The organism is Arthrobacter sp. NtRootA1 (genome assembly GCF_019976975.1).
GTDB lineage: Bacteria > Actinomycetota > Actinomycetes > Actinomycetales > Micrococcaceae > Arthrobacter > Arthrobacter aromaticivorans.
The window spans coordinates 1,559,760-1,578,776 of record NZ_AP024630.1; the positions used below are offsets into that span (position 1 = coordinate 1,559,760).

At 60.5% G+C, this 19,017-nt stretch carries 19 protein-coding genes and 1 tRNA gene; 12 read left to right on the forward strand and 8 right to left on the reverse strand.

Translation table 11 applies throughout. From position 1 onward, the window contains the following. Positions 1 to 81: 81 nt before the first annotated feature. Complete coding sequence (locus tag LDN90_RS07140) at positions 82 to 261, reverse strand: glycine zipper domain-containing protein (RefSeq protein ID WP_216925346.1); 180 nt, start codon at positions 259 to 261, stop codon at positions 82 to 84. Positions 262 to 321: 60 nt separating this feature from the next. Continuing rightward, positions 322 to 1,551: a multidrug effflux MFS transporter gene (locus tag LDN90_RS07145; protein ID WP_216925345.1), complete on the reverse strand. Its 1,230-nt coding sequence runs from the start codon at positions 1,549 to 1,551 to the stop codon at positions 322 to 324. Positions 1,552 to 1,727: 176 nt separating this feature from the next. On the opposite strand from LDN90_RS07145, the gene LDN90_RS07150 reads away from it, so the two are divergent. The 5 genes from LDN90_RS07150 to LDN90_RS07170 all read left to right on the forward strand — a co-directional run bounded on the left by LDN90_RS07150 (position 1,728) and on the right by LDN90_RS07170 (position 5,618). Beyond that, positions 1,728 to 2,576, forward strand: coding sequence for a phage holin family protein (locus LDN90_RS07150; RefSeq protein WP_223948509.1), 849 nt, complete (start codon positions 1,728 to 1,730; stop codon positions 2,574 to 2,576). 49 nt (positions 2,577 to 2,625) lie between these two features. Further along, on the forward strand, positions 2,626 to 3,249 hold the full coding sequence (locus LDN90_RS07155) for a CDP-alcohol phosphatidyltransferase family protein (protein WP_223948510.1): 624 nt from the start codon (positions 2,626 to 2,628) through the stop codon (positions 3,247 to 3,249). After that, a complete protein-coding gene (locus tag LDN90_RS07160) occupies positions 3,249 to 4,154 on the forward strand; it encodes a DMT family transporter (RefSeq protein ID WP_216925342.1) in 906 nt (301 codons plus the stop codon). Before LDN90_RS07155 ends, LDN90_RS07160 begins: the two co-directional genes overlap by 1 nt. A 110-nt stretch (positions 4,155 to 4,264) precedes the next feature. Then, positions 4,265 to 5,461, forward strand: coding sequence for a glycosyltransferase (locus LDN90_RS07165; protein ID WP_223948511.1), 1,197 nt, complete (start codon positions 4,265 to 4,267; stop codon positions 5,459 to 5,461). Between the two features lie 83 nt (positions 5,462 to 5,544). Next, positions 5,545 to 5,618 (forward strand) — tRNA-Ile (locus LDN90_RS07170). A gap of 65 nt (positions 5,619 to 5,683) precedes the next feature. On the opposite strand, the gene LDN90_RS07175 is transcribed toward LDN90_RS07170, so the two are convergent. Then, positions 5,684 to 8,452 carry an AAA domain-containing protein gene (locus LDN90_RS07175; protein WP_223948512.1) on the reverse strand — a complete coding sequence of 923 codons (2,769 nt, stop codon included), beginning with the start codon at positions 8,450 to 8,452 and terminating at the stop codon, positions 5,684 to 5,686. A gap of 211 nt (positions 8,453 to 8,663) precedes the next feature. On the opposite strand from LDN90_RS07175, the gene LDN90_RS07180 reads away from it, so the two are divergent. Further along, on the forward strand, positions 8,664 to 9,854 hold the full coding sequence (locus LDN90_RS07180) for an acyl-CoA dehydrogenase family protein (RefSeq protein WP_223948513.1): 1,191 nt from the start codon (positions 8,664 to 8,666) through the stop codon (positions 9,852 to 9,854). 40 nt (positions 9,855 to 9,894) lie between these two features. Here LDN90_RS07180 and LDN90_RS07185 read toward each other — a convergent pair whose 3' ends face one another. Further along, positions 9,895 to 10,377, reverse strand: coding sequence for a M23 family metallopeptidase (locus LDN90_RS07185; RefSeq protein WP_223949260.1), 483 nt, complete (start codon positions 10,375 to 10,377; stop codon positions 9,895 to 9,897). A gap of 418 nt (positions 10,378 to 10,795) precedes the next feature. Here LDN90_RS07185 and rpsB point away from each other — a divergent pair, with 418 nt between their 5' ends. From rpsB to LDN90_RS07215, 6 genes are all read left to right on the forward strand, one after another. Beyond that, a complete protein-coding gene (rpsB, locus tag LDN90_RS07190; RefSeq protein WP_216925338.1) occupies positions 10,796 to 11,638 on the forward strand; it encodes a 30S ribosomal protein S2 in 843 nt (280 codons plus the stop codon). A 121-nt stretch (positions 11,639 to 11,759) separates the two neighbouring features. Continuing rightward, complete coding sequence (gene tsf / locus LDN90_RS07195; RefSeq protein ID WP_216925337.1) at positions 11,760 to 12,596, forward strand: translation elongation factor Ts; 837 nt, start codon at positions 11,760 to 11,762, stop codon at positions 12,594 to 12,596. A 121-nt stretch (positions 12,597 to 12,717) separates the two neighbouring features. After that, positions 12,718 to 13,455, forward strand: coding sequence for a UMP kinase (gene pyrH, locus LDN90_RS07200; RefSeq protein ID WP_216925336.1), 738 nt, complete (start codon positions 12,718 to 12,720; stop codon positions 13,453 to 13,455). Positions 13,456 to 13,572: 117 nt separating this feature from the next. Next, positions 13,573 to 14,130 (forward strand): ribosome recycling factor, encoded by a 558-nt coding sequence (gene frr, locus LDN90_RS07205; protein WP_216925335.1) that lies wholly within the window; start codon positions 13,573 to 13,575, stop codon positions 14,128 to 14,130. Next, complete coding sequence (locus tag LDN90_RS07210; RefSeq protein WP_223948514.1) at positions 14,130 to 15,065, forward strand: phosphatidate cytidylyltransferase; 936 nt, start codon at positions 14,130 to 14,132, stop codon at positions 15,063 to 15,065. The genes frr and LDN90_RS07210 overlap by 1 nt, the downstream gene beginning before the upstream one ends. A 21-nt stretch (positions 15,066 to 15,086) precedes the next feature. Continuing rightward, complete coding sequence (locus tag LDN90_RS07215) at positions 15,087 to 15,671, forward strand: DivIVA domain-containing protein (protein WP_223948515.1); 585 nt, start codon at positions 15,087 to 15,089, stop codon at positions 15,669 to 15,671. Between the two features lie 13 nt (positions 15,672 to 15,684). Here LDN90_RS07215 and LDN90_RS07220 read toward each other — a convergent pair whose 3' ends face one another. The 4 genes from LDN90_RS07220 to LDN90_RS07235 form a co-directional block, all read right to left on the reverse strand. Further along, positions 15,685 to 16,407, reverse strand: a complete 723-nt coding sequence (locus tag LDN90_RS07220) for a hypothetical protein (protein WP_216925332.1) — start codon at positions 16,405 to 16,407, stop codon at positions 15,685 to 15,687. 61 nt (positions 16,408 to 16,468) lie between these two features. Next, positions 16,469 to 17,935, reverse strand: a complete 1,467-nt coding sequence (locus LDN90_RS07225) for a cation acetate symporter (protein ID WP_216925331.1) — start codon at positions 17,933 to 17,935, stop codon at positions 16,469 to 16,471. Then, positions 17,932 to 18,294: a hypothetical protein gene (locus LDN90_RS07230; RefSeq protein ID WP_216925330.1), complete on the reverse strand. Its 363-nt coding sequence runs from the start codon at positions 18,292 to 18,294 to the stop codon at positions 17,932 to 17,934. The genes LDN90_RS07225 and LDN90_RS07230 overlap by 4 nt, the downstream gene beginning before the upstream one ends. After that, on the reverse strand, positions 18,291 to 19,010 hold the full coding sequence (locus LDN90_RS07235; RefSeq protein ID WP_216925329.1) for a LytTR family DNA-binding domain-containing protein: 720 nt from the start codon (positions 19,008 to 19,010) through the stop codon (positions 18,291 to 18,293). The genes LDN90_RS07230 and LDN90_RS07235 overlap by 4 nt, the downstream gene beginning before the upstream one ends. Positions 19,011 to 19,017: the final 7 nt, after the last annotated feature.

Sequence of the window (19,017 nt, forward strand, 5' to 3'; positions counted from 1 at the left end):
ACCGGCGAAGCGGGGGAAACCCCCGGCTGGCCACCATTCTGCCCTGCCAGGCGGCCTAAGGGGAGGGCTTACACGGGGACTTTAGTCCCTATTCCAGGGGCCAGGGTTCACCCGGTACAGCAGGGCCGCTCCAATGACGGCGCCAAGTATCGCCCCGAACAGTGCACTCCCGGCCAGGCGGCCCAACAGCGCCCCGACGACGGCGCCAAGCACGGCCCCGAGGAAAAGGCCCCTACCGTTGCGGTGCGGTTTCTTGGTCATGGTCACAGCCTATGGTCCAGTTCTGGGGAATGCCGTATTAGTGGATTGACGGGACAGTCACTAATGAATTGACGGGACAGTCCGGGGCCGGACCACCAGCCACAGTGCGGCGATCGCTCCGGTGATGCAGACAGCCTGGACCGCGCCCATGGGTACCGCAGAATCGACACCCAGCCAGCCCACAACAGGGGGGACGATGCCCGCCATCATGAATTGTGCTGCGCCCAGGAGCGATGCCGCCGTCCCCGCCTGGGCTCCATGGTTCGCCAAGGAGAGGACTTGAACGCAGGGGAACAGGAAGCCCGTAGCGCAAATGTAGAACCACAGCGGAATCAGGATGCCCCAGAGACCCACGTGCAGGAGATCGAGCACGATAATCAGGGCCGCCATGAGCAGCATGAACACTGTGGCTCCGGCCACGATCCACTGGGGAGCCACGCGCCGGATCAACCTTGAGCTGATCTGGACGCCCGCCACGATGCCCAGCGAATTGACGCCGAAGAGGAGGCCGTATTCCTGGGGAGAGAAATCATAGATGTTCTGGAAAAGGAAGGTGGAGGCGGAGAGGTAGGCGAACAAACCACCGAAGTTGAGGCTGCCTACCATCAACATGCCCACGAATATCCGGTCCGTCAGCACGGTCTTGTACCGCTGCCGCACCGTGACCGTGGATTTTCCGCGCCGTTCCGCCGGCAGGGTTTCGCGAATAAAGAAGATCGCGGCCAGTATCACCAACGTGCCGTAGCAGGCCAGGAAGTAGAAGATGCCGGGCCACGGGAACACCAGCAGCAGCTGCGAACCGATGATTGGGGCCAGGATCGGGGCCAGCCCGTTGACCAAGGACATCCGGGAGAACATGCGGACCATCGAATAGCCGTGGAACAAGTCCCGGACCATGGCCATCGCAACGACGCCCCCACCCGCGGCGCCGATACCCATGAGCACACGGAAGAGGGACAGGAACCCAATGTCCGGAGCCAACGCAGCGCCCAACGATGATCCAATATGCAGGGCGGTGGCGAGGATCAAGGGCAGGCGACGGCCAAACTTGTCGCTGAAGGGACCAACCACCAACTGTCCAAGGCCAAACCCAACGGTGGTGCCGGTCAGCGTCAGCTGGATCGCCGTGGCTGATACGCCGAAACTCTCCTCCAATGCAGGGAACGCAGGAAGATAGAGATCCACAGTGAAGGGCCCCAGGGCAGTCAGGGCACCGAGAAGGACAATGTAGACAAGCTTTTCGCGTCGGCTCAGGGAATCGCCCGGAGCAATGGGATTGGTCACGATCATCTATCCTATGGCCGTCACATCATATTTATGCAGCTACGTCAGGCGCGCCGCGGTGGCATCGGCGAAAGTTGAGCCGGAACCTGAATGATAGTTTTGAGGACAGGTGCCCGCGGCGATCTTTTTCCGGCCGCGTTCGCCCGACACGATGCCCAGAGGAAGCAGTTAGGCGGAACCCAATGAGTGGACGTCACACCGGCCGGACCAGCACGCGACCAGCCATCCGTACTTTGCCGAAGACCCTCAAGCTCGTTGCCCGTTTGGCTCCCAGGCAACTCAACGATGAGATCGCCCTTGCCAAGGTGGAACTCAAGCGCAAGGCCACCCAGGTTGGGGTGGCCGGTGCCTTCTTTGGCGTAGCCCTTGTTTTCATGGCGCTCCTGGTCATCGCGCTGGTGGTGGCCGCGATTCTTGGTTTGGCTACCATCATGCCGGGCTGGCTTGCAGCGTTGATCGTTGCGGCGGTCTTTCTTGTGATCGTCGCGCTCGGAGCCTTGATCGGGGTCGCCAAGTTCAAGAAGGCCATGCCTTTGATCCCTGAAGACACCATCCGCGGGCTCAAGCACGATCTGGGAATTGCGAAGGAAGGCTCGGCCTTCGATGAATCGATCCTCGATCCCAATTCGCCCGCTGCCAAGGCGGAGAAAGCCGCCAAGGAAGCTGCCGCCGAGAAGGCGAAGGCAGAAAAGGCTGCAAAGGAAGCTGCCAAGGAAGCGGACGCCGCCAAGGCGCCCACAGAGGCAGAACTCCGCCTGCGCCTGAACAAACGGCGCGAACACCTCACCGGCGTGCGCGATGAACTTGGCGAGCAGTTGGACGTCAAAAAGCAGGGCCAGGCTTTGCTGGGAACAGCCACCATGAAACTCCAGGAGGGAAAGGACTTTGCTTCCGCGAAGTTCGCTGACCTTGGCGAGGCCGTTCCCGAGGACCTCACCGGTCGCCTTGCTTCCCGATGGAAGGACCTCGTTGCTTTCGCCGCCGCGGCTGTGGTGTTCGTGGTTGCCCTGCGGAAGCTGCTGAAGAAGTAGAAGCCTGCCGCGGTACCGCACACACTGGAGAAGAGGAAAGGGGGACACCATGAGGTTCATCGGTGCTGGTTCGCATCCGGACCGTCCCCAGGTGGACCACGACCTCGTCTTTACTGTTCCCAATGTGCTCACGGTTCTGCGCTTCATGGGCGTCCCGCTCTTTGTGTGGTTGGTCCTGTGGCAGAAGGAATATGGCTTCGCCGTCCTCGTCCTGGTCATTATGGGCAGCACGGACTGGGTGGACGGTTATATCGCCCGCCGCTACAACCAAACGTCCAAGTTGGGCAGGATCCTGGACCCCATGGCGGACCGGGCCGCGCTCATAGCCGTTGCGATCACGTTGGCGATCGCCGGCGTCGTGCAGTGGTGGTATCTGGCCGCGCTTGTTGTGCCTGACGCCATTCTTGCGATTGCCTCGCTGATCTACTTCCGCAGCCATCCGGACCTTCCAGTCAGCATCATCGGCAAGATCCGCACAGGGCTCCTGCTGGTGGGCACGCCGTTGCTGGTACTTTCCAAATTGCCCGTTTCATACACCGACGCTTACTTCGCCGCAGCTTGGGTCTTCCTCGGCCTCGGCCTGCTGGGCCACTGGATTGCGGCCTACAACTACTACTGGGCCATCCTGCGTAAAGGCAAAGAACTGCGGGCCAACGACGGCGGACACGGCTGATGGTGTGGCTGGCGGTTTTCCTTGCCGTACTTGGCGCTTTTTTCCTGGCCATTGGTGCCCAACGCCAGGGAAGCGCGGTAAAGGCCGATACCGGCGGACTGGCACTGAGCTCCAACGGGTTCCTGCGGCTTCTGCGCAATCCACGATGGATGCTTGGGCTCTTGCTGTTGTGCCTTGGCATGGTGATGAACGCGATCGCCCTCGTATCGGCACCCCTGACGGTGGTGCAGCCCATTGGTGCGATCGCACTGGTCATTACCACCGTGGTCAACGCCAAGGACCAAGGCCTGAGCATCAACCGCGCCACCGTGGTTGCCATTACCGCCTGCGTCACCGGATCCGCTTTGTTCGTACTCCTGGCAGTTAACGTCACGCAGGAAAACCATCACGTTAATGCTGAAGACGAACTGACAATCGTGCTGCTCCTGGCCCTGGCTGTGGGGCTTTTCGGCACTCTTGCGGTGGTGTTCAAACACCGCATGAGCGCCTTCATATACATCTTGGGAGCGGGTGTACTGTTTGGCTTCGTTGCCGTCCTGACCCGGATCATCGGCAAGCACCTGCTGGATCCAAACGGCCTGTTCCTGCTCAATGTGCAGTGGTACACGCTCATTGCCATCGCGGCCGCCGGGGGCCTTGGTTCCTGGTTCGTCCAGAGCGCGTATTCAGGCGGCCCTCCGGATCTGGTTATTGCCGGACTGACTGTGGTGGACCCCATGGTGGGCATCGCCATTGGCATCGTTATCCTTGGTGAGCTTCGTCCCGATGTCCAGCCTGTGATGGCAATCAGCATGGCCGCTGCAGCTTCCCTTGCTATCGTGGGGGTTATTGCCTTGAGCCGGCACCATCCGGAAGTCACCAAGCGTAAGAAGGACGCGAAGGCGGCTGCAAGCCGGAAGGCCTAGGCAAAGCTTTAACTTGCGCCACCGCTTCCCAGCGGTCCGGCAACCCGGCGACACCACAGCATTGACCCGTTCAAGGCTGTTCCGCACCGTGACCATCAGGAGTTCTCCACGTGACCATTCCCGACACCAACAAACCCCTTACCATCCTGATCGCGGCGGATACCTACCCGCCGCACGTAAACGGTGCTGCGCAGTTCGGCTACCGTCTGGCCAAGGGAATGACGGCGCGCGGACACAACGTGCACGTGTTGGCTTGCCGTCCGGACACGGGCAAGAGCTACACCGAGTTCCGTGACGAGGCAACCGTCCACCGCCTCCGCTCGCATGGGGTGTTCACGCACGAATACTTCCGCATCTGCTTCCCTTGGGAAATCAAGAAGGAAATCAGTCTCCTGTTCGACAAAGTCCAACCGGACGTAGTGCACATTCAAAGCCACTACATGATTGGCGAGCACGTACTCTACGAGGCCGTGAAGCGTGGCATCAGAATTATTGCCACCAACCACTTCATGCCTGAAAACCTGAACCCGTTCCTTCCGTTCCCGCAGTGGTTCAAGGACATCGTGGGGCGCATCTCCTGGAAGGACATGGGCAAGGTGATGGGCCAGGCCGACGTCGTCACGACGCCCACACCGCTGGCGGCCAAGGCCATGCACCAGCACGCGTTCCTCCGTAAGGTCCTGCCCCTGTCCAATGGCATTGATTCCGCAGCCTATGAGCTGCAGCCGGGCGAGACGATAGAACCCCACGCCAATCCCACTGTTCTTTTCGCGGGACGGCTTGCGGAAGAGAAACACGTCAATGTCCTGATCGACGCCATCGCCAAGACCCCGCGCGAACTCAACGTCCACCTCGAGATCGTGGGCGGCGGGGAAGTCCGCCCTGCCTTGGAAGCACAGGTGGCAAAGCTTGGCTTGGGGGACCGGGTGAAATTCCTTGGACTGGCAAGCGATGAAGAACTGCGCGAGGCCTACATCAAGGCCGACATTTTCTGCATGCCAGGCACTGCAGAACTTCAATCGTTGGTGACGCTCGAAGCCATGTCTGCTTCCACTCCTGTGCTGTTGGCCAATGCCATGGCACTCCCGCACCTGGTCCGCGACGGCGAAAACGGATACCTCTTCACACCGAACGACAGCACGGAGCTCGCAGCGAAGATCACCAAGCTTGTGGAGCTTCCCGAGGACCAACTGAATGCCATGGGCAAGGTGAGCCGCGAGATGGTAGAGCCGCACAGCATCAACGGCACCCTCCAGACATTCGAGGACCTCTACCGCGGGGCTTCCTACGAGGACATGGTGGTGTGACAAAAGCACTCTTCAGTAGCTATTAGTATTGCTAGAGTGCATTTGCCCCAACTGCTGCTTCTTAGCGGCCGGAGGGGCGTCACGGGGCTATAGCTCAGCTGGTTAGAGCGCGGGACTCATAATCCTAAGGTCCTCGGTTCAAGTCCGAGTAGCCCTACCTTTACACGGGAGCCGTGGTTGGCGTTTCATACGTCAGCCACGGCTCTTTTGCGTTTCGGCTGTTCAACCCACTGCCGCTGATAATTCCGAGCGAATGCGGGCTTCCTCCCCGCTTCCCGTCGTAGGCAAACGCAGGAGACGAATCCCATGCGCCTGGCAGATGGCATCTTTGAGTTCATCCCGGACGTGTTGAACGGGGTTGTCTTCGTGGAATGCGAAACCGTCAACTTCAATGGCCAGGACCGGCAGGTTGGTGACGTGGTTATAGACCACGAAGTCCAGGCTTGCCCGGTTCTGGACAAAAGAAGCCTGTTGGGATGTGAGCACCGCAGGATCGCGAAGCAAATTCTTCAGCAGGACCTGTGGCGCCATAACTAAGTCGGAGAACTCCTCATCCTCGAGGACCTCCGATAAGAGAGTCCAGATAATATTCTCCGAAGCGAACGTGGAGCCGTTTCGGAGTCGGCCGGCCAAGGGGCGTAGCAACGCTGAATACTCTCGGTACAGGAGGTCGAAGACGGACAGGACGTTGCTGTCGAAAACACCATCCTCCGGATTTCGGTAGCGAATAAACTGCACGAGGTCTCGAAGGTGCCGGCTTTTTGGCAGCATCTCATTGTTCGTTACAAGTACGAACCGCTTCACTGCCCGGGAGACAGCGACATTGACGAGGTGCGGGTCGTCGACGAAGCTGACGCCTTGGTGTCCGCTGCTTGTCTCGTCCAGGACTGTGCTCATGATGATCACGTCCTTCTGCCGCCCTTGGAACTTGTGGACTGTATCGGCGTGGATGCTACTAAGAAGGGCTTTAGCTACTTTGTCCACTTGCCGTCGATACGGGGTCACCACGCCAATCTGGTCATTGCTGATACCTGAGCAGTATCGCCCAAGGACCTCCTTGGCAATGACGTCCGCCTCACGCTGGTTGGTGCGACCCCCACTGCTGTGCTGGCGCATATGGTTCCCCTCCACCGTCCTGACTACCACCAAGGGCTGACCGCCCGGCCCGCTGGAGGTGTAGGGGACCAGCCTCCCGCCGTAGAACTTCCTGTTGCAAAAGTCGATGATCGCCGGATCGCAGCGGTAGTGCTCCCGAAGCATAGTGCGGGGAAGGGCATCGTCGAACTGCTCGATGATTGAGGACAGGATGTTGTGCTTCTTGTAGTCCACGCTGGTGGACGGGGCTCGCGTGGAGTTTCTTGAAGCCTTCTCATCGGCGATGTGCTGAAGTTGCTGAAGGTCCCCGACCACGATGACGTTCCGGGCGCGGGAGAGTGCCAGTCCAGCGGCGAGCAGATCGACTTGGGAAGCCTCGTCAATGATCAGATAATCGAGGAGCTGGCCGGCGGGAACATTTCGTCGCAGGGAGTGGCACGTGCTCAGGATTACCGGATAGTCAGCGGTGAATCCTGCAAAGTTTGACTTGTAGGTGGCCTCTGAATGGATCCGCCTGCGCGTTCGGCTGTAGCGGCGGTGGAGAGACGCCTCAAGGGTCTGTCTGGAAACCCGCCGGTGGTCTTCCTCAAGACGTCCGTAGTCCTTGTTTGCCAGCAGCCGATCCGCTTGATCGATACTCTGTTCAAGCTCCTGTATCTTGCTGTCGTAATAGGCTCGCTGAAGCCGCACCACGACATCGGTGTCGTTGGGATCGATTCGTCCGAGTGGTCCATATCGGAGGCGAAGTCCAAGACGCTGGAAAAGTTTACGGAGTGGCCCCGATCTGGCGGGTGTAATTGCCGTCTCGGCCAGGAATTCCAGGATCCGACCGGATGGGCCACGCAGCAGCGGGACGCCTTCCAGGGCGGGCACCTCACGGGCGTCTGCCTGCAGCAGGAAATGACGCCTCTCAAGTTGGTACGCGTCCAGCTCCTGCCTCAATATGGCCAGCTGTCTTGCGGTCCCTTGAAGCGTCTGCAATTGACTGTCGAGTTCGGCCACATACTCTGACGGCGGCGCCTCGCCGGAGGGCCTGCCGACCAATTGATCGACCCTGGCGTTCCTGGATTCCTGCTTGGCGAAGAATTCGGTAATTTTCTCTTTCCGGCCGAGGTCCGCCACGAGGTATCCGTAGCCTTCCTCGGCGAGTTTGTCCCGGACATTTTCCACGGCGGCGTTGTTGAAGGAGACGATTCCAACCGTCTGCCCCGGAACCGTAACGATGTTGGCCACAAGGTTCAGTATCGTTTGGGTCTTTCCCGTACCGGGTGGGCCCTCGATCACCGATATGCGATGGCCGAGTCCTCTCAGGAGAGCCTCTCGTTGGCTGATGTTTGACGAGAAAGGCAGTATCAGGTGCTGTTGAACCAATTCCGGGGAAACCAGGGGCTGGCGCTGGAGCAGCACATCCAGCGCGCTTCCTTTGGGGACGCTCCTGAAGTTCTCGTACTGCCCGCGCAGCGGATCGTCTACGCTCAGCTTCGATGCAACATCCCGCCAATAATCAAGCACGACCTGGGCTTGTATTTCTTCCTCGGATGGCCGGGAGATTGCTATCTCACTGTCACTACAAGCTTGAAAGCAGGGCCCAGAGTCGCCCAAATGAAAAACGCGCCACCATGGCCCCTGAGGGGAATCGAAACGGAGGACCTCTGTGACGGCGTCGAGAACCTTGCCACGCACGATGACGGCGTCGTGGGGGCTGAGGAATATGGGTGAGGGATTTCGAAGAATAATGACGTTGTCCGCCGAGTATCTGTACGTCTTCCCGGAACTGAAGGTTACATAGGTGAACGCGCCCGCAGCGCGGTACTCCACCAGCTCCGGGGTCTTGTCATCAAAGCCGTTCTGGCTACGATTGCGGACAAAAATGGCTTCGCTCCGTGGATTGATCATCTGCACTTCCCCCAAATTTGTGTGCGGCGTTGCACTAGCGACGTTACAGAAGTGTCCCGTGCGATCAGAGGATTTGGAATCGGGGAGAGGTAACTCCAGCGTTGCGGTAAACCGTGCAACTGCGGTATGTTACTGATCAGTAACTTACTACTCGCCGGTAACTTCCGGGGCCGTGACGTGGTCGCAGGTGACCACCCTTGAAGGAGCGCATATGTCCAACGCTGCATTCGATGCCAACAATCTCCCTTATGCCGATGGTGACTTCTACGCCTTTGAGCAGATGCTGACGGGCAAGGAGCAAGACCGCTTGGCCGAGGTTCGCGGGTTCCTGGCCCGCGAGGTCAAGCCTATTGCCGTGGATTGCTGGAATCGCGCCGAGTTTCCGATGGAGCTCATCCCCAAGTTGGCGGAAATCGACCTCGTCAGCCCCGTGCGGCGGCAGGGATATTCGAACCTGTTCGCTGGCATCCTCCATGCGGAAGTAACCCGCGCCGATGCTTCCATTGCGACGTTCATGGGCGTGCATGATGGCCTGTTCACCGGCTCTATCGAAGCCCTTGCTTCCCAGGAGCAGAAGGATGCCTGGCTTCCGGACATCTACTCCCTGAAGAAGATCGGTGCGTTCGGTTTGACCGAGCCTCTGGGTGGTTCGGATGTGGCCGGTGGCACCCGGACCACCGCACGGCGCGATGGGGACCACTGGATCCTCAACGGAGCCAAGCGATGGATCGGCAACGCCACGTTCTCCGACTGGGTGGTCATCTACGCCAAGGATGTGGCAGACAACCAGGTCAAGGCATTCCTCGTGGACACCTCGCTGCCCGGCTACTCGGCAAGCAAGATCGAGAACAAGATCTCCCTGCGTACTGTTCAGAACGCGGACATCATTCTGGACAATGTCGTGGTGCCAGACTTCTTCAGGCTGGCCAACGCCAACAGCTTCCGCGACACCAACAAAGTCCTTAAGGTGACCCGGCTCGCCGTAGCCTGGCAAGCCGTGGGGCTCCAGCTCGCTGCCTTCGATGTGGCCCGGTCCTACGCGGTGCAGCGCCAGCAATTTGGCAAGCCCCTGGCGGCTTTCCAGTTGGTGCAGAACCAGTTGGTTCAGATCCTGGGCAATGCAGTCGCATCAATGGGCATGATGGTGCGTTTGGCACAACTTGAGGATGCCGGGGTTGCAAAGGACGAGCAGTCAGCCTTGGCGAAGGCGTTCACTACCGCACGCATGCGGGAAAGTGTTGCCCTCGGCCGCGGAATCCTGGGCGGCAATGGCATTGTCACGGACTACGAAATGGCCAAGATCTTCTCCGATGCCGAGGCCATCTACTCCTACGAAGGCACGCACGAGATCAACACCCTGGTGACTGGACGGGCTATCACCGGGGTCTCGGCCATCGTGTAGGTGCCTGACTCCTGTTCCGATGCGGTCTATTCCATCGCGGCTATTCCAGCGGTAGCAGAATGGATGGCCTCAGGTCCTCCACGAATCCCAAAGGGTTGACGTAATCCTCGCCACGGCGGACGCCCCAATGTAGGCAAGCGGTGGCGCTGCAGTGTCCGGGGGCCAGGGAGCCAACTGCCTGGCCCTTGCGCACGGTATCTCCGGGCTTTAGATCACTGGTCACCGGCTCAAAGCTGCTCCGTAAGCCCCCGCCATGATCGATCGTCAGGACCGGACGGTCAACCACGACTCCGGCAAAGGTCACCACGCCATCGGACGGCGCGGTGACCGGAGCGCCGTCGAACGCTGGCCCGAGGTCCACGCCCCTGTGTCCGCTTAGCCACGGCTTGTCCGGCGGGTCGAACGTCCGAAGGGCGGCGGGTTTGGGGGAGAGGGGCCAGCTCCATCGCTCGTCCGCCGGCGTCGCCCCGGGGATTCCGGCCATGGTCACGGCGAGGACAAGAGTGGATATGGAGAGCTTCATAATGGGCATGCACCAAGGCTTTCTGCTCGCGCCCTGCCGTGCCATCCCCGGGCTGTCCTATGTGGACAACATCCGCGTTCGGGCGGTCAAACGAGTGGTGCCGCTGTAGTACACTTGGTGGAGCAGTTTGCTGTGCCCTCAAGCTAATTCAGGAACATGTCTCATTCAGATATGTGAGGGTCCAGAGCTGACTACGCGTATCCAGCCCTCCACCAGCGAAGCCTCTTGGCTTTAGGCTGCGGAGGATTGTGCCTCTTGCGGTCCGGTTGAGCCTTTCGGCCCCACTCCGGATGAGAAGTGCAATGGATGCCAGGAGCCGCGCCCGTCCGGGCAAAGGCTAAACAACCGTCAACTATTGGCAGGGTAAGAGCAGCCCCATGGGCTCTCTCATGAATGACCTGCCGGAAGGAGCGCCGGCATGCCCGTCGTAACTATGCGCCAGCTGCTTGACAGCGGCGTCCACTTTGGACACCAGACCCGTCGTTGGAACCCGAAGATGAAGCGCTTCATCTTCACGGAGCGCAACGGCATCTACATCATTGACCTCCAGCAGTCGCTGTCCTACATCGACCGCGCCTACGAGTTCGTCAAGGCTACTGTCGCCCACGGCGGCACCGTCCTGTTCGTCGGCACCAAGAAGCAGGCTCAGGAAGCAATTGCCGAGCAGGCTACCCGCGTTGGCCAGCCGTACGTGAACCAGCGTTGGTTGGGCGGTATGCTCACCAACTTCCAGACCGTCGCCAAGCGTATCCAGCGCATGAAGGAACTCGAAGAGATCAACTTCGAGGACGTCGCCGGCTCCGGCTACACCAAGAAGGAGCTCCTGCTCCTCAAGCGCGAACTCACCAAGCTTGAGTCCAACCTCGGTGGTATCCGCAACCTGACCAAGGCTCCTTCTGTTCTGTGGGTTGTTGACACCAAGAAGGAACACCTTGCTGTCGACGAAGCCAAGAAGCTGAACATCCCGGTTGTTGCCATCCTGGACACCAACTGCGATCCGGACGAAGTTGACTTCCCGATCCCGGGCAACGACGACGCCATCCGCTCCGTGAACCTGCTCACCCGCGTTGTTGCCGACGCCGTTGCTGAGGGCCTCATTGCCCGCAACCAGCGCGCAACCGGCACCACCGAGGCTCCGGAAGAGCCGCTGGCCGAGTGGGAGCGCGAGCTCCTCGAAGGCAGCAAGACTGAAGAAGCTCCGGCCGCCGAGGCTGCCGAGGCTCCTGAAGCTGCAGCTGGCGAAGCCGAAGAAGCCAAGTAAATCTGGACCTTCCCTGAGGCCGGAAACGGCATTGGGGGCATCTGACAGGATGGCGGCTCACACGGTGGGCTGCCGTCCTGTCAGTCCGTAAACACACAACTTTCTAGACAGAGGGGTTCACATGGCGAACTACACTGCTGCTGACATCAAGGCCCTGCGCGAGCGCACCGGCGCCGGCATGATGGACGTCAAGAAGGCTCTTGACGAGGCCAACGGTGACGCCGAGAAGGCCATCGAGATCATCCGTATCAAGGGCCTCAAGGGCGCTACCAAGCGCGAAGGCCGCTCTACCGCTGAGGGCCTGGTTGCTGCCACGGTTACCGGCGGCGTGGGCGTAATGATCGAGGTCAACTGCGAGACCGACTTCGTCGCCAAGGCTGACAAGTTCATCCAGCTGGCTGACAAGGTCCTCAACGTTGCAGTCGAGTCCGGCGCTGCCGACCTCGAAACCCTGCTGGCCACTGAGGTGGACGGCAAGCCGTTGTCCGAGGTCGTCATCGAAGAGGGCGCTGTCCTCGGCGAAAAGGTTGTTGTCCGCCGTATTTCCCGCGTTGAGGGCACCACGGTTGACGCTTACCTGCACAAGACCTCCAAGGACCTTCCTGCACAGGTCGGCGTCCTGTTCGCTGTTGACGGTGAAGGCGAAGCCGCTGCCACCGCAGCACACGACATCGCCGTCCACGTGGCAGCCATGGCTCCGAACTACCTGACCCGCGAAGACGTCCCGGCCGAACTGGTCGAGTCCGAGCGCCGCATCGCTGAAGAGACTGCCAAGGCTGAAGGCAAGCCGGAAGCTGCACTCACCAAGATTGTCGAAGGCCGCGTGACGGGCTTCTACAAGGGTGAGGTCCTGGTTGACCAGGCATTCGCCAAGGATTCCAAGAAGACCGTTGCACAGGTCCTCGAAGAAGCCGGCGTCAAGGCAACCGCAGTATCCCGTTTCCGCGTCGGAAACTAGTAATTCATGAAAAGGGGTGGTCACTTCGGTGGCCGCCCCTTTTTCATGCACCCGTCCGGGTAGTATCTGCGCGGACCCACAGCACGATAATCTAGCCAGAGTCCACCAACGGGAAGGCACCATGGAAACCGTCAATACTGCAATCCAGCCCGAGAAGACCCGCCGCCGTGTACTTCTGAAACTTTCCGGCGAGGTCATCGGCGGAGGCAAGCTCGGCGTCGATCCTGAAACCGTCCGCGCTATTGCCAAGCAGATCGCTGCTGCCGTCCCTGACGTTGAAGTAGCCATTGTGGTTGGCGGTGGAAACTTCTTCCGCGGAGCCGAACTATCCCAGAGCGGCATGGACCGTTCCCGCGCGGACTACATGGGCATGCTTGGCACGGTCATGAACTGCCTCGCGCTGCAGGACTTCCTGGAGCAAGCGGGCGTTGAAACCCGCGTCCAAAGCGCTATCACCATGGGCCAGGTGGCAGAGGCGTACATTCCGCGCCGGGCCATCCGCCACATGGAAAAGGGCCGCGTAGTCATCTTCGGTGCAGGTGCCGGCCTGCCGTACTTCTCCACGGACACAGTAGCTGCACAGCGCGCGCTCGAAGTCCACGCCGACGTCGTACTAATGGCAAAGAGCGGTGTGGATGGCGTCTACACCGCTGATCCCAAGAAGGATTCCTCCGCCGAAAAGCTTGATGTCCTCAGTTATGACGACGCCCTGCGCCGGGACATCCGTGTCATGGACCAGACAGCCATGACCATGTGCAAGGACAACAACCTCTCCATGGTGGTCTTTGGCATGGAGGGCGAGGGCAACGTTACCCGCGCCATCCTGGGTGAAACGTTGGGAACCCTGGTTACTCCCTAGCAGCGGCTAGGATATTTCTAGGACCGTCCGCCCCTCGTGGCGGATCTTTACTGTGCATTCCTGTAACGTGCATTGCCGCCCGCAGTTGGGCAGCGACTATTTTCTGAGGAGAAACCCGTGATCGAAGAGACCTTGCTCGAAGCCGGCGAGAAGATGGACAAGGCGGTTGAGGTAGCCAAGGAAGATTTCGCCTCGATCCGTACGGGCCGGGCGAACCCCGGGCTCTACAACAAGGTGATCGTGGAGTACTACGGAACACCCACCCCGCTGCAGCAGCTCGCATCCTTCGCAGTTCCGGACGCCCGGACCATCCTCATCACGCCGTACGACAAGACGGCACTGCGTGACATCGAGAAAGCCTTGAGCGACTCCGAAGTTGGCGCCAACCCCTCCAACGACGGCAACATCATCCGTGTCACCATCCCGGAGCTCACCAAGGAGCGCCGCAAGGAATACGTGAAGATCGTCAAGGGCAAGGGTGAAGACGCCAAGGTTTCGATCCGCAGCATCCGCCGCAAGGCCAAGGACGCGATCGATAAGTTCGTCAAGGACGGCGACGCCGGCGAGGACGAAGGTTCGCGCGGCGAGAAGGAACTCGACGCCATCACCAAGCAGCACGTCGACAGCATTGACGAACTGCTCAAGCGCAAGGAAGCCGAGCTGCTCGAGGTCTAATGAACCAGGCAGAGCCGGCACCCGCTGGGAGGGTCCCGACACGCGATACGAGCAAACGCGTCAGGCGTTTGCGGGGGAACCCGACGCCGAAGGCAGGCCGCAATCTTCCGGCTGCCATCGGCGTCGGGCTTGCCATGCTTTTCGCCGTTCTTGGGGGATTGCTGTTCCTTCCGCTTGGATTCGTCCTGCTCACCACATCGTTTGCGGTGCTGGGCGTTTGGGAAGTTTTCAGGGCCCTTGAGGCCCAAGGAACCAGGATGCCGATCATCCCCGTGATGATCGGCACGCTGGTGATGCCGGTGTCCGCCTACTTTGGCGGTTTGGAAGGCTTGTTGTTCACCATGACGGCAAGCTGCGTCGCAGTGTTGCTGTGGCGCTCCATCGAGAGTGCAGCAGGGGCTCCCCGCAGCGTTTTTGCGGGTGTCTTCACTCTCGCCTGGGTACCGTTCCTGATCAGCTTCGCAGCGCTCCCGCTGCATGCAAGCGGTGGCGCGACTCCAGTGGGCTTATGGCCCGACGGCATTCCAGGGGGAGCCTGGCAGATTGCCACCATGCTGCTCCTGGTCGTATCGAATGACACGTTCGGTTACATCGTGGGCGCCTCCTTCGGGAAGCACCCCATGGCACCGAAAATCAGTCCCAAAAAGTCGTGGGAAGGATTTGCAGGTTCTGTCGCGGGAGCCATGATCATTGGTGTTCTCGCGTGTGTCCTCATGTTGGACAAACCGTGGTGGGTTGGCCTGGTGCTGGCTACCGGCATGGTTGCTGCTTCAACGGCGGGAGACCTCGCCGAGTCCATGGTCAAGCGCGAACTTGGCGTGAAGGACATGAGCAGCATTCTTCCCGGCCACGGTGGTGTCATGGACCGTTTGGACTCGATCGTCTTCGCGGCCCCTGTAGCCTATGTTCTGTTCGCGCTGCTGAGCGGCGTCTGACAACCCGATGAAGGAAAATTAGTGGCTTTGGATATTCGTCGCCAGATTCCCGCAACGTTCGATCGCGTTGAGCGCAGCAAGTATGGCTACAACGCCAAGCAAGTGGATGCGTTCCTTAGCCGTGCCAGGGCTTCTTTCGAGAACCCTGTGGGTGCCGCCGATCAAGTGGCCAGCACGGATGTACGGGATGTAGCTTTTGACCCGGTGAAGGGTGGCTACGACGCCAACAGCGTCGACGCCGCGTTGGATCGGCTTGAAGACGCTTTCGCACGGCGGGAACGGGACGATCTCATCAGCCAGAAGGGCGAGGAAGCCTGGCTGCGGCAGATCGGTAAGCTCTCCGGCATCCTTCGCGGAAGGCTGCACCGGCCCGATGGCGAACGATTCCGCCGCCCGGCCAAGAAGAAAGTCCGCAGCTACAACGTCCAGGACGTGGATGCACTCTGTGCCGAACTCATCGGTTACCTGGAGCACGATCAGGCCCTCAGCGTGGACACGGTTCGCCGTGCAGTCTTCCGCGCAGCCAAGGGGGATGAAGGCTACGAAGAAGCCCAGGTGGATGCATTCCTTGACCGTGTGGTTGAACTGATGGCGGCCATCGACTAGGAAGTCCGGAAAACTACCGTGGCGTTGGAGAGATGGGTGGGTTGTTCTTCCATGCATCGAGGTAGCGGCGCCTTCCACGGGCCAGCGCTGTAACGAAAAAAGCCAGTGCTGCCACTACGGCAACGCTCACCGCGACAACGGCTGGCAGTCCTGCAACCAACAGTGCCGAGCCCACCAACAAGGCGATCAGGGCTGCGTTTACGGTCGCCATGAATACCATGCTGCTGCCAGCTACCTGGCTGAAGTCCTTCCTACCGCCGAAGAAGTAGTAGGTACGTTTCGAACCTTCCTCGTCGTCGTGGGATCCAGCCATAAGGTACCTCGCCACGCCAGGGTCCAGGTCCACATATGCGGCCCGCAACCGGTTCATGGCGATGACGTACATCAGATCCTCCATCCCGACGCTCATGACGCGTATGTGGGTGAGGAGCCCCACCATAAGGTCAATGGTGAGGATGGTCAGGGCGAATGCCCTGAAGGCTTCGGAGAATTGCGTTGCCTGACCCACGAGGGCCACACTCAGCAGGCTGGCTGACGTGAAGGTCAGGAACATGCTGATGCGTGTGAGGACCTCACCTTGGGTGGTGCTCCTTGAAGCAAGCAGGCTCCAGTGTTCGGTGGCCAGCAACTGGGCCCGGATGCTTAAGGAAACCGCTGGTTGCTCAGCCTCCGGCGGGGATGGGGCAGTCGGATTCACCGGCGGTTCGGGGTTGGCAGTACCCGGTTCTTCGGACATGGCGTCATTGTCCACCTTGCCCTATGCGCGGACAACAGGCGGCCGGTTCCCCTGCAGTCTGTTAGCGTTCGGTGGCCACTGGCCGTTCTGGAACGTGCAGGCGGGACATCACGCGGTTCACGGAAGCCGGCACACGGTTCTTGGTCCAGACGGAGACGGCCACAGTCACTGCGAAAGCAGCGGGTACGGTCCATGCAGCCGGTTGGGCCAGCCAGGCAGGAGCGTTGCCCTGGCCCATGACAGTGCCAATCACCATTGCCCCGCCGCATAGCAGCGCACCCGTCACCATCCCTGCAATTGCGCCGGCATCAGTCAGCCCACGCCACCAGATTCCCAGCAGCAGCACGGGACAAATGGTGGAGGCCGTGAAGGCAAAGACGAGTCCAACACTCCCCGCCAAGGCAAGGGTGTCTGTCGTGAAAGCAAAACCCAAAGGCACGACGGCGGCCAGCAGCGCTGCGAGGCGGAATCCACGGACGCTTCCTCCAAAGAGGTCCTGGCTGATGACACCTGAGAGCGAAACCACCAGCCCGGACGTGGTTGACAGGAATGCGGCGAAGGCGCCGGCGACTACGAGTGCTGAAAGGAGTTCACCGGCCGTTCCTCCCACGAGCTTGCCGGGCAACAGCAGGACCAGGGCATCGGCTTGTCCGGACTGCGCGAGTTCCGGGGCGAAGATTCTGCCCACCGCCCCGGAAAGCGTGGGAAAGAGGTAGAAGACCGAGAGAAGTCCAAGGACGATCAGGGTGGTGCGCCGTGCCGATTGTCCGTCGGGATTTGTGTAGAACCGGACCAGGACGTGCGGCAGGCCCAATGTCCCGAAGAGCAGTGCCACCATGAGCGAAATGTTCTGGTAGGCGCTGGTGGCCGGCTGACCAGTGGGATTGACGGGAAGTTGGGCTTGGTGCGGGGTGTCGTTTCCAGCAAGCACCAGGAGCACGAATATGACAGGAACGGCCAACGCAGTCAGCTTGAGCCAATACTGGAAAGCCTGGACGAAGGTAATGGACCGCATCCCACCCGCTACCACCGTGACGCACACCACCAGCACCACCGCCGTCGAACCTACCCACGACGGCAGTCCCGTGGTGATGCGGATGGTGAGCGCAGCGCCATGAAGCTGGGGCACGATGTACAGCCAACCGACGGCCACCACCACCAAGCTCGTGACGCGCCGAACCATCCTCGAATCCAGGCGCGCCTCCGTGAAGTCAGGGATGGTGTACGCGCCGGACCGCCGCAGGGGAGCGGCAACGAAAAGCAACAGCATGAGGTAGCCCGCGGTGTATCCAACAGGGAACCACAAGGCGTCGGTTCCGGATAGCAGGATCAGTCCCGCGACTCCGAGGAAGCTCGCGGCGGACAGATATTCGCCGCCAATCGCTGAGGCATTCCACCACGGCGGGACTGTGCGTGAGGCAACGTAGAAGTCTCCCGTTGTGCGTGAGATGCGCAGCCCATAGAAGCCGATGACCGCCGTCGTGATCGAAACTGCCAGAAAGGCGACCAGGCCAACCGCAGGGTTCACTTGTCCTCCACAAGGTCCCGATATCGGGCTTCATTGCGGGCGGCCGCACGATTGTAGAGCCAGGCGCTCAGGCCGATCACAGGATAGATCCCAAGCCCCAGCAACAGCCAGTCGAGCGGAATGCCCAGGATCCTGGTCTCAGCCACCCCTGGCCCGAAGACCAGCAACATGGCGAACGCGGCAAGGATCAGCAGGAAGCCGCACGCCACCACCAGGGCGAGCCGCAACTGAGAGCGGATAAGGGAACGGACGAAAACGCGTCCCACGTCCGAATCCTCGGGGACTTCGCCACCGTAGGGGAAACGGAGGGGAACTGGTTTCGCTGATTGGCGTGGTGCCGTGACCCGAACGCGCGTCATCCTTGTGGCCGGATGCGGGTGGATTGCAGCTTGTCCCGCACCGATGGCAGGTGGCGCCGGCTAATGGGCAGCTCCGCACCGGCCACCCTTACGCTGGGGGCGGTCGCAGAGAGCTTCAGATGGCCCACATGGTCCAAGGCAATCAGGTAGCTGCGGTGGATCCGGATGAAACCGGCTTCGGCCCACTTCTGTTCCAGGTCGCTGAGCGGGACGCGGATCAGGTAACTGGCTTCGGCCGTGTGCAACCTGGCGTAATCGCCCTGCGCCTGCACATAGCTGACATCATCGCGACGGATCATGCGGGTGGTGCTTCCCAGGTCCACCGTGATCATTTCGGGAGCAGGAGCGCCGTCCTTGATCAGCTCGCTGATCCGGTCCACGGAACGTGCCAGCCGTTCGGCACGGAGCGGCTTGAGGAGATAGTCGATGGCCGCGAGGTCGAAGGCTTCAAGCGCGCAGTCTTCATCAGCGGTGACAAACACGACGGCGGGCGGGCTGCTGCTGCGCGCGATGGCGCGGGCGATGTCCAAACCGGAAAGGGCCGGCATATGGATGTCAAGAAACACGGCGTCAACGGACTCCCGTTCCAAAATCCGCAAAGCCTCGCCCCCGGACGAGGCTCGATGGATAGTGCCGACGCGCGCATCTTGCCCCAGCAGGAAAGCGAGCTCCTCCACGGCAGGCAGTTCGTCGTCAGCGACGAGCACGTTGATCATGATTAAA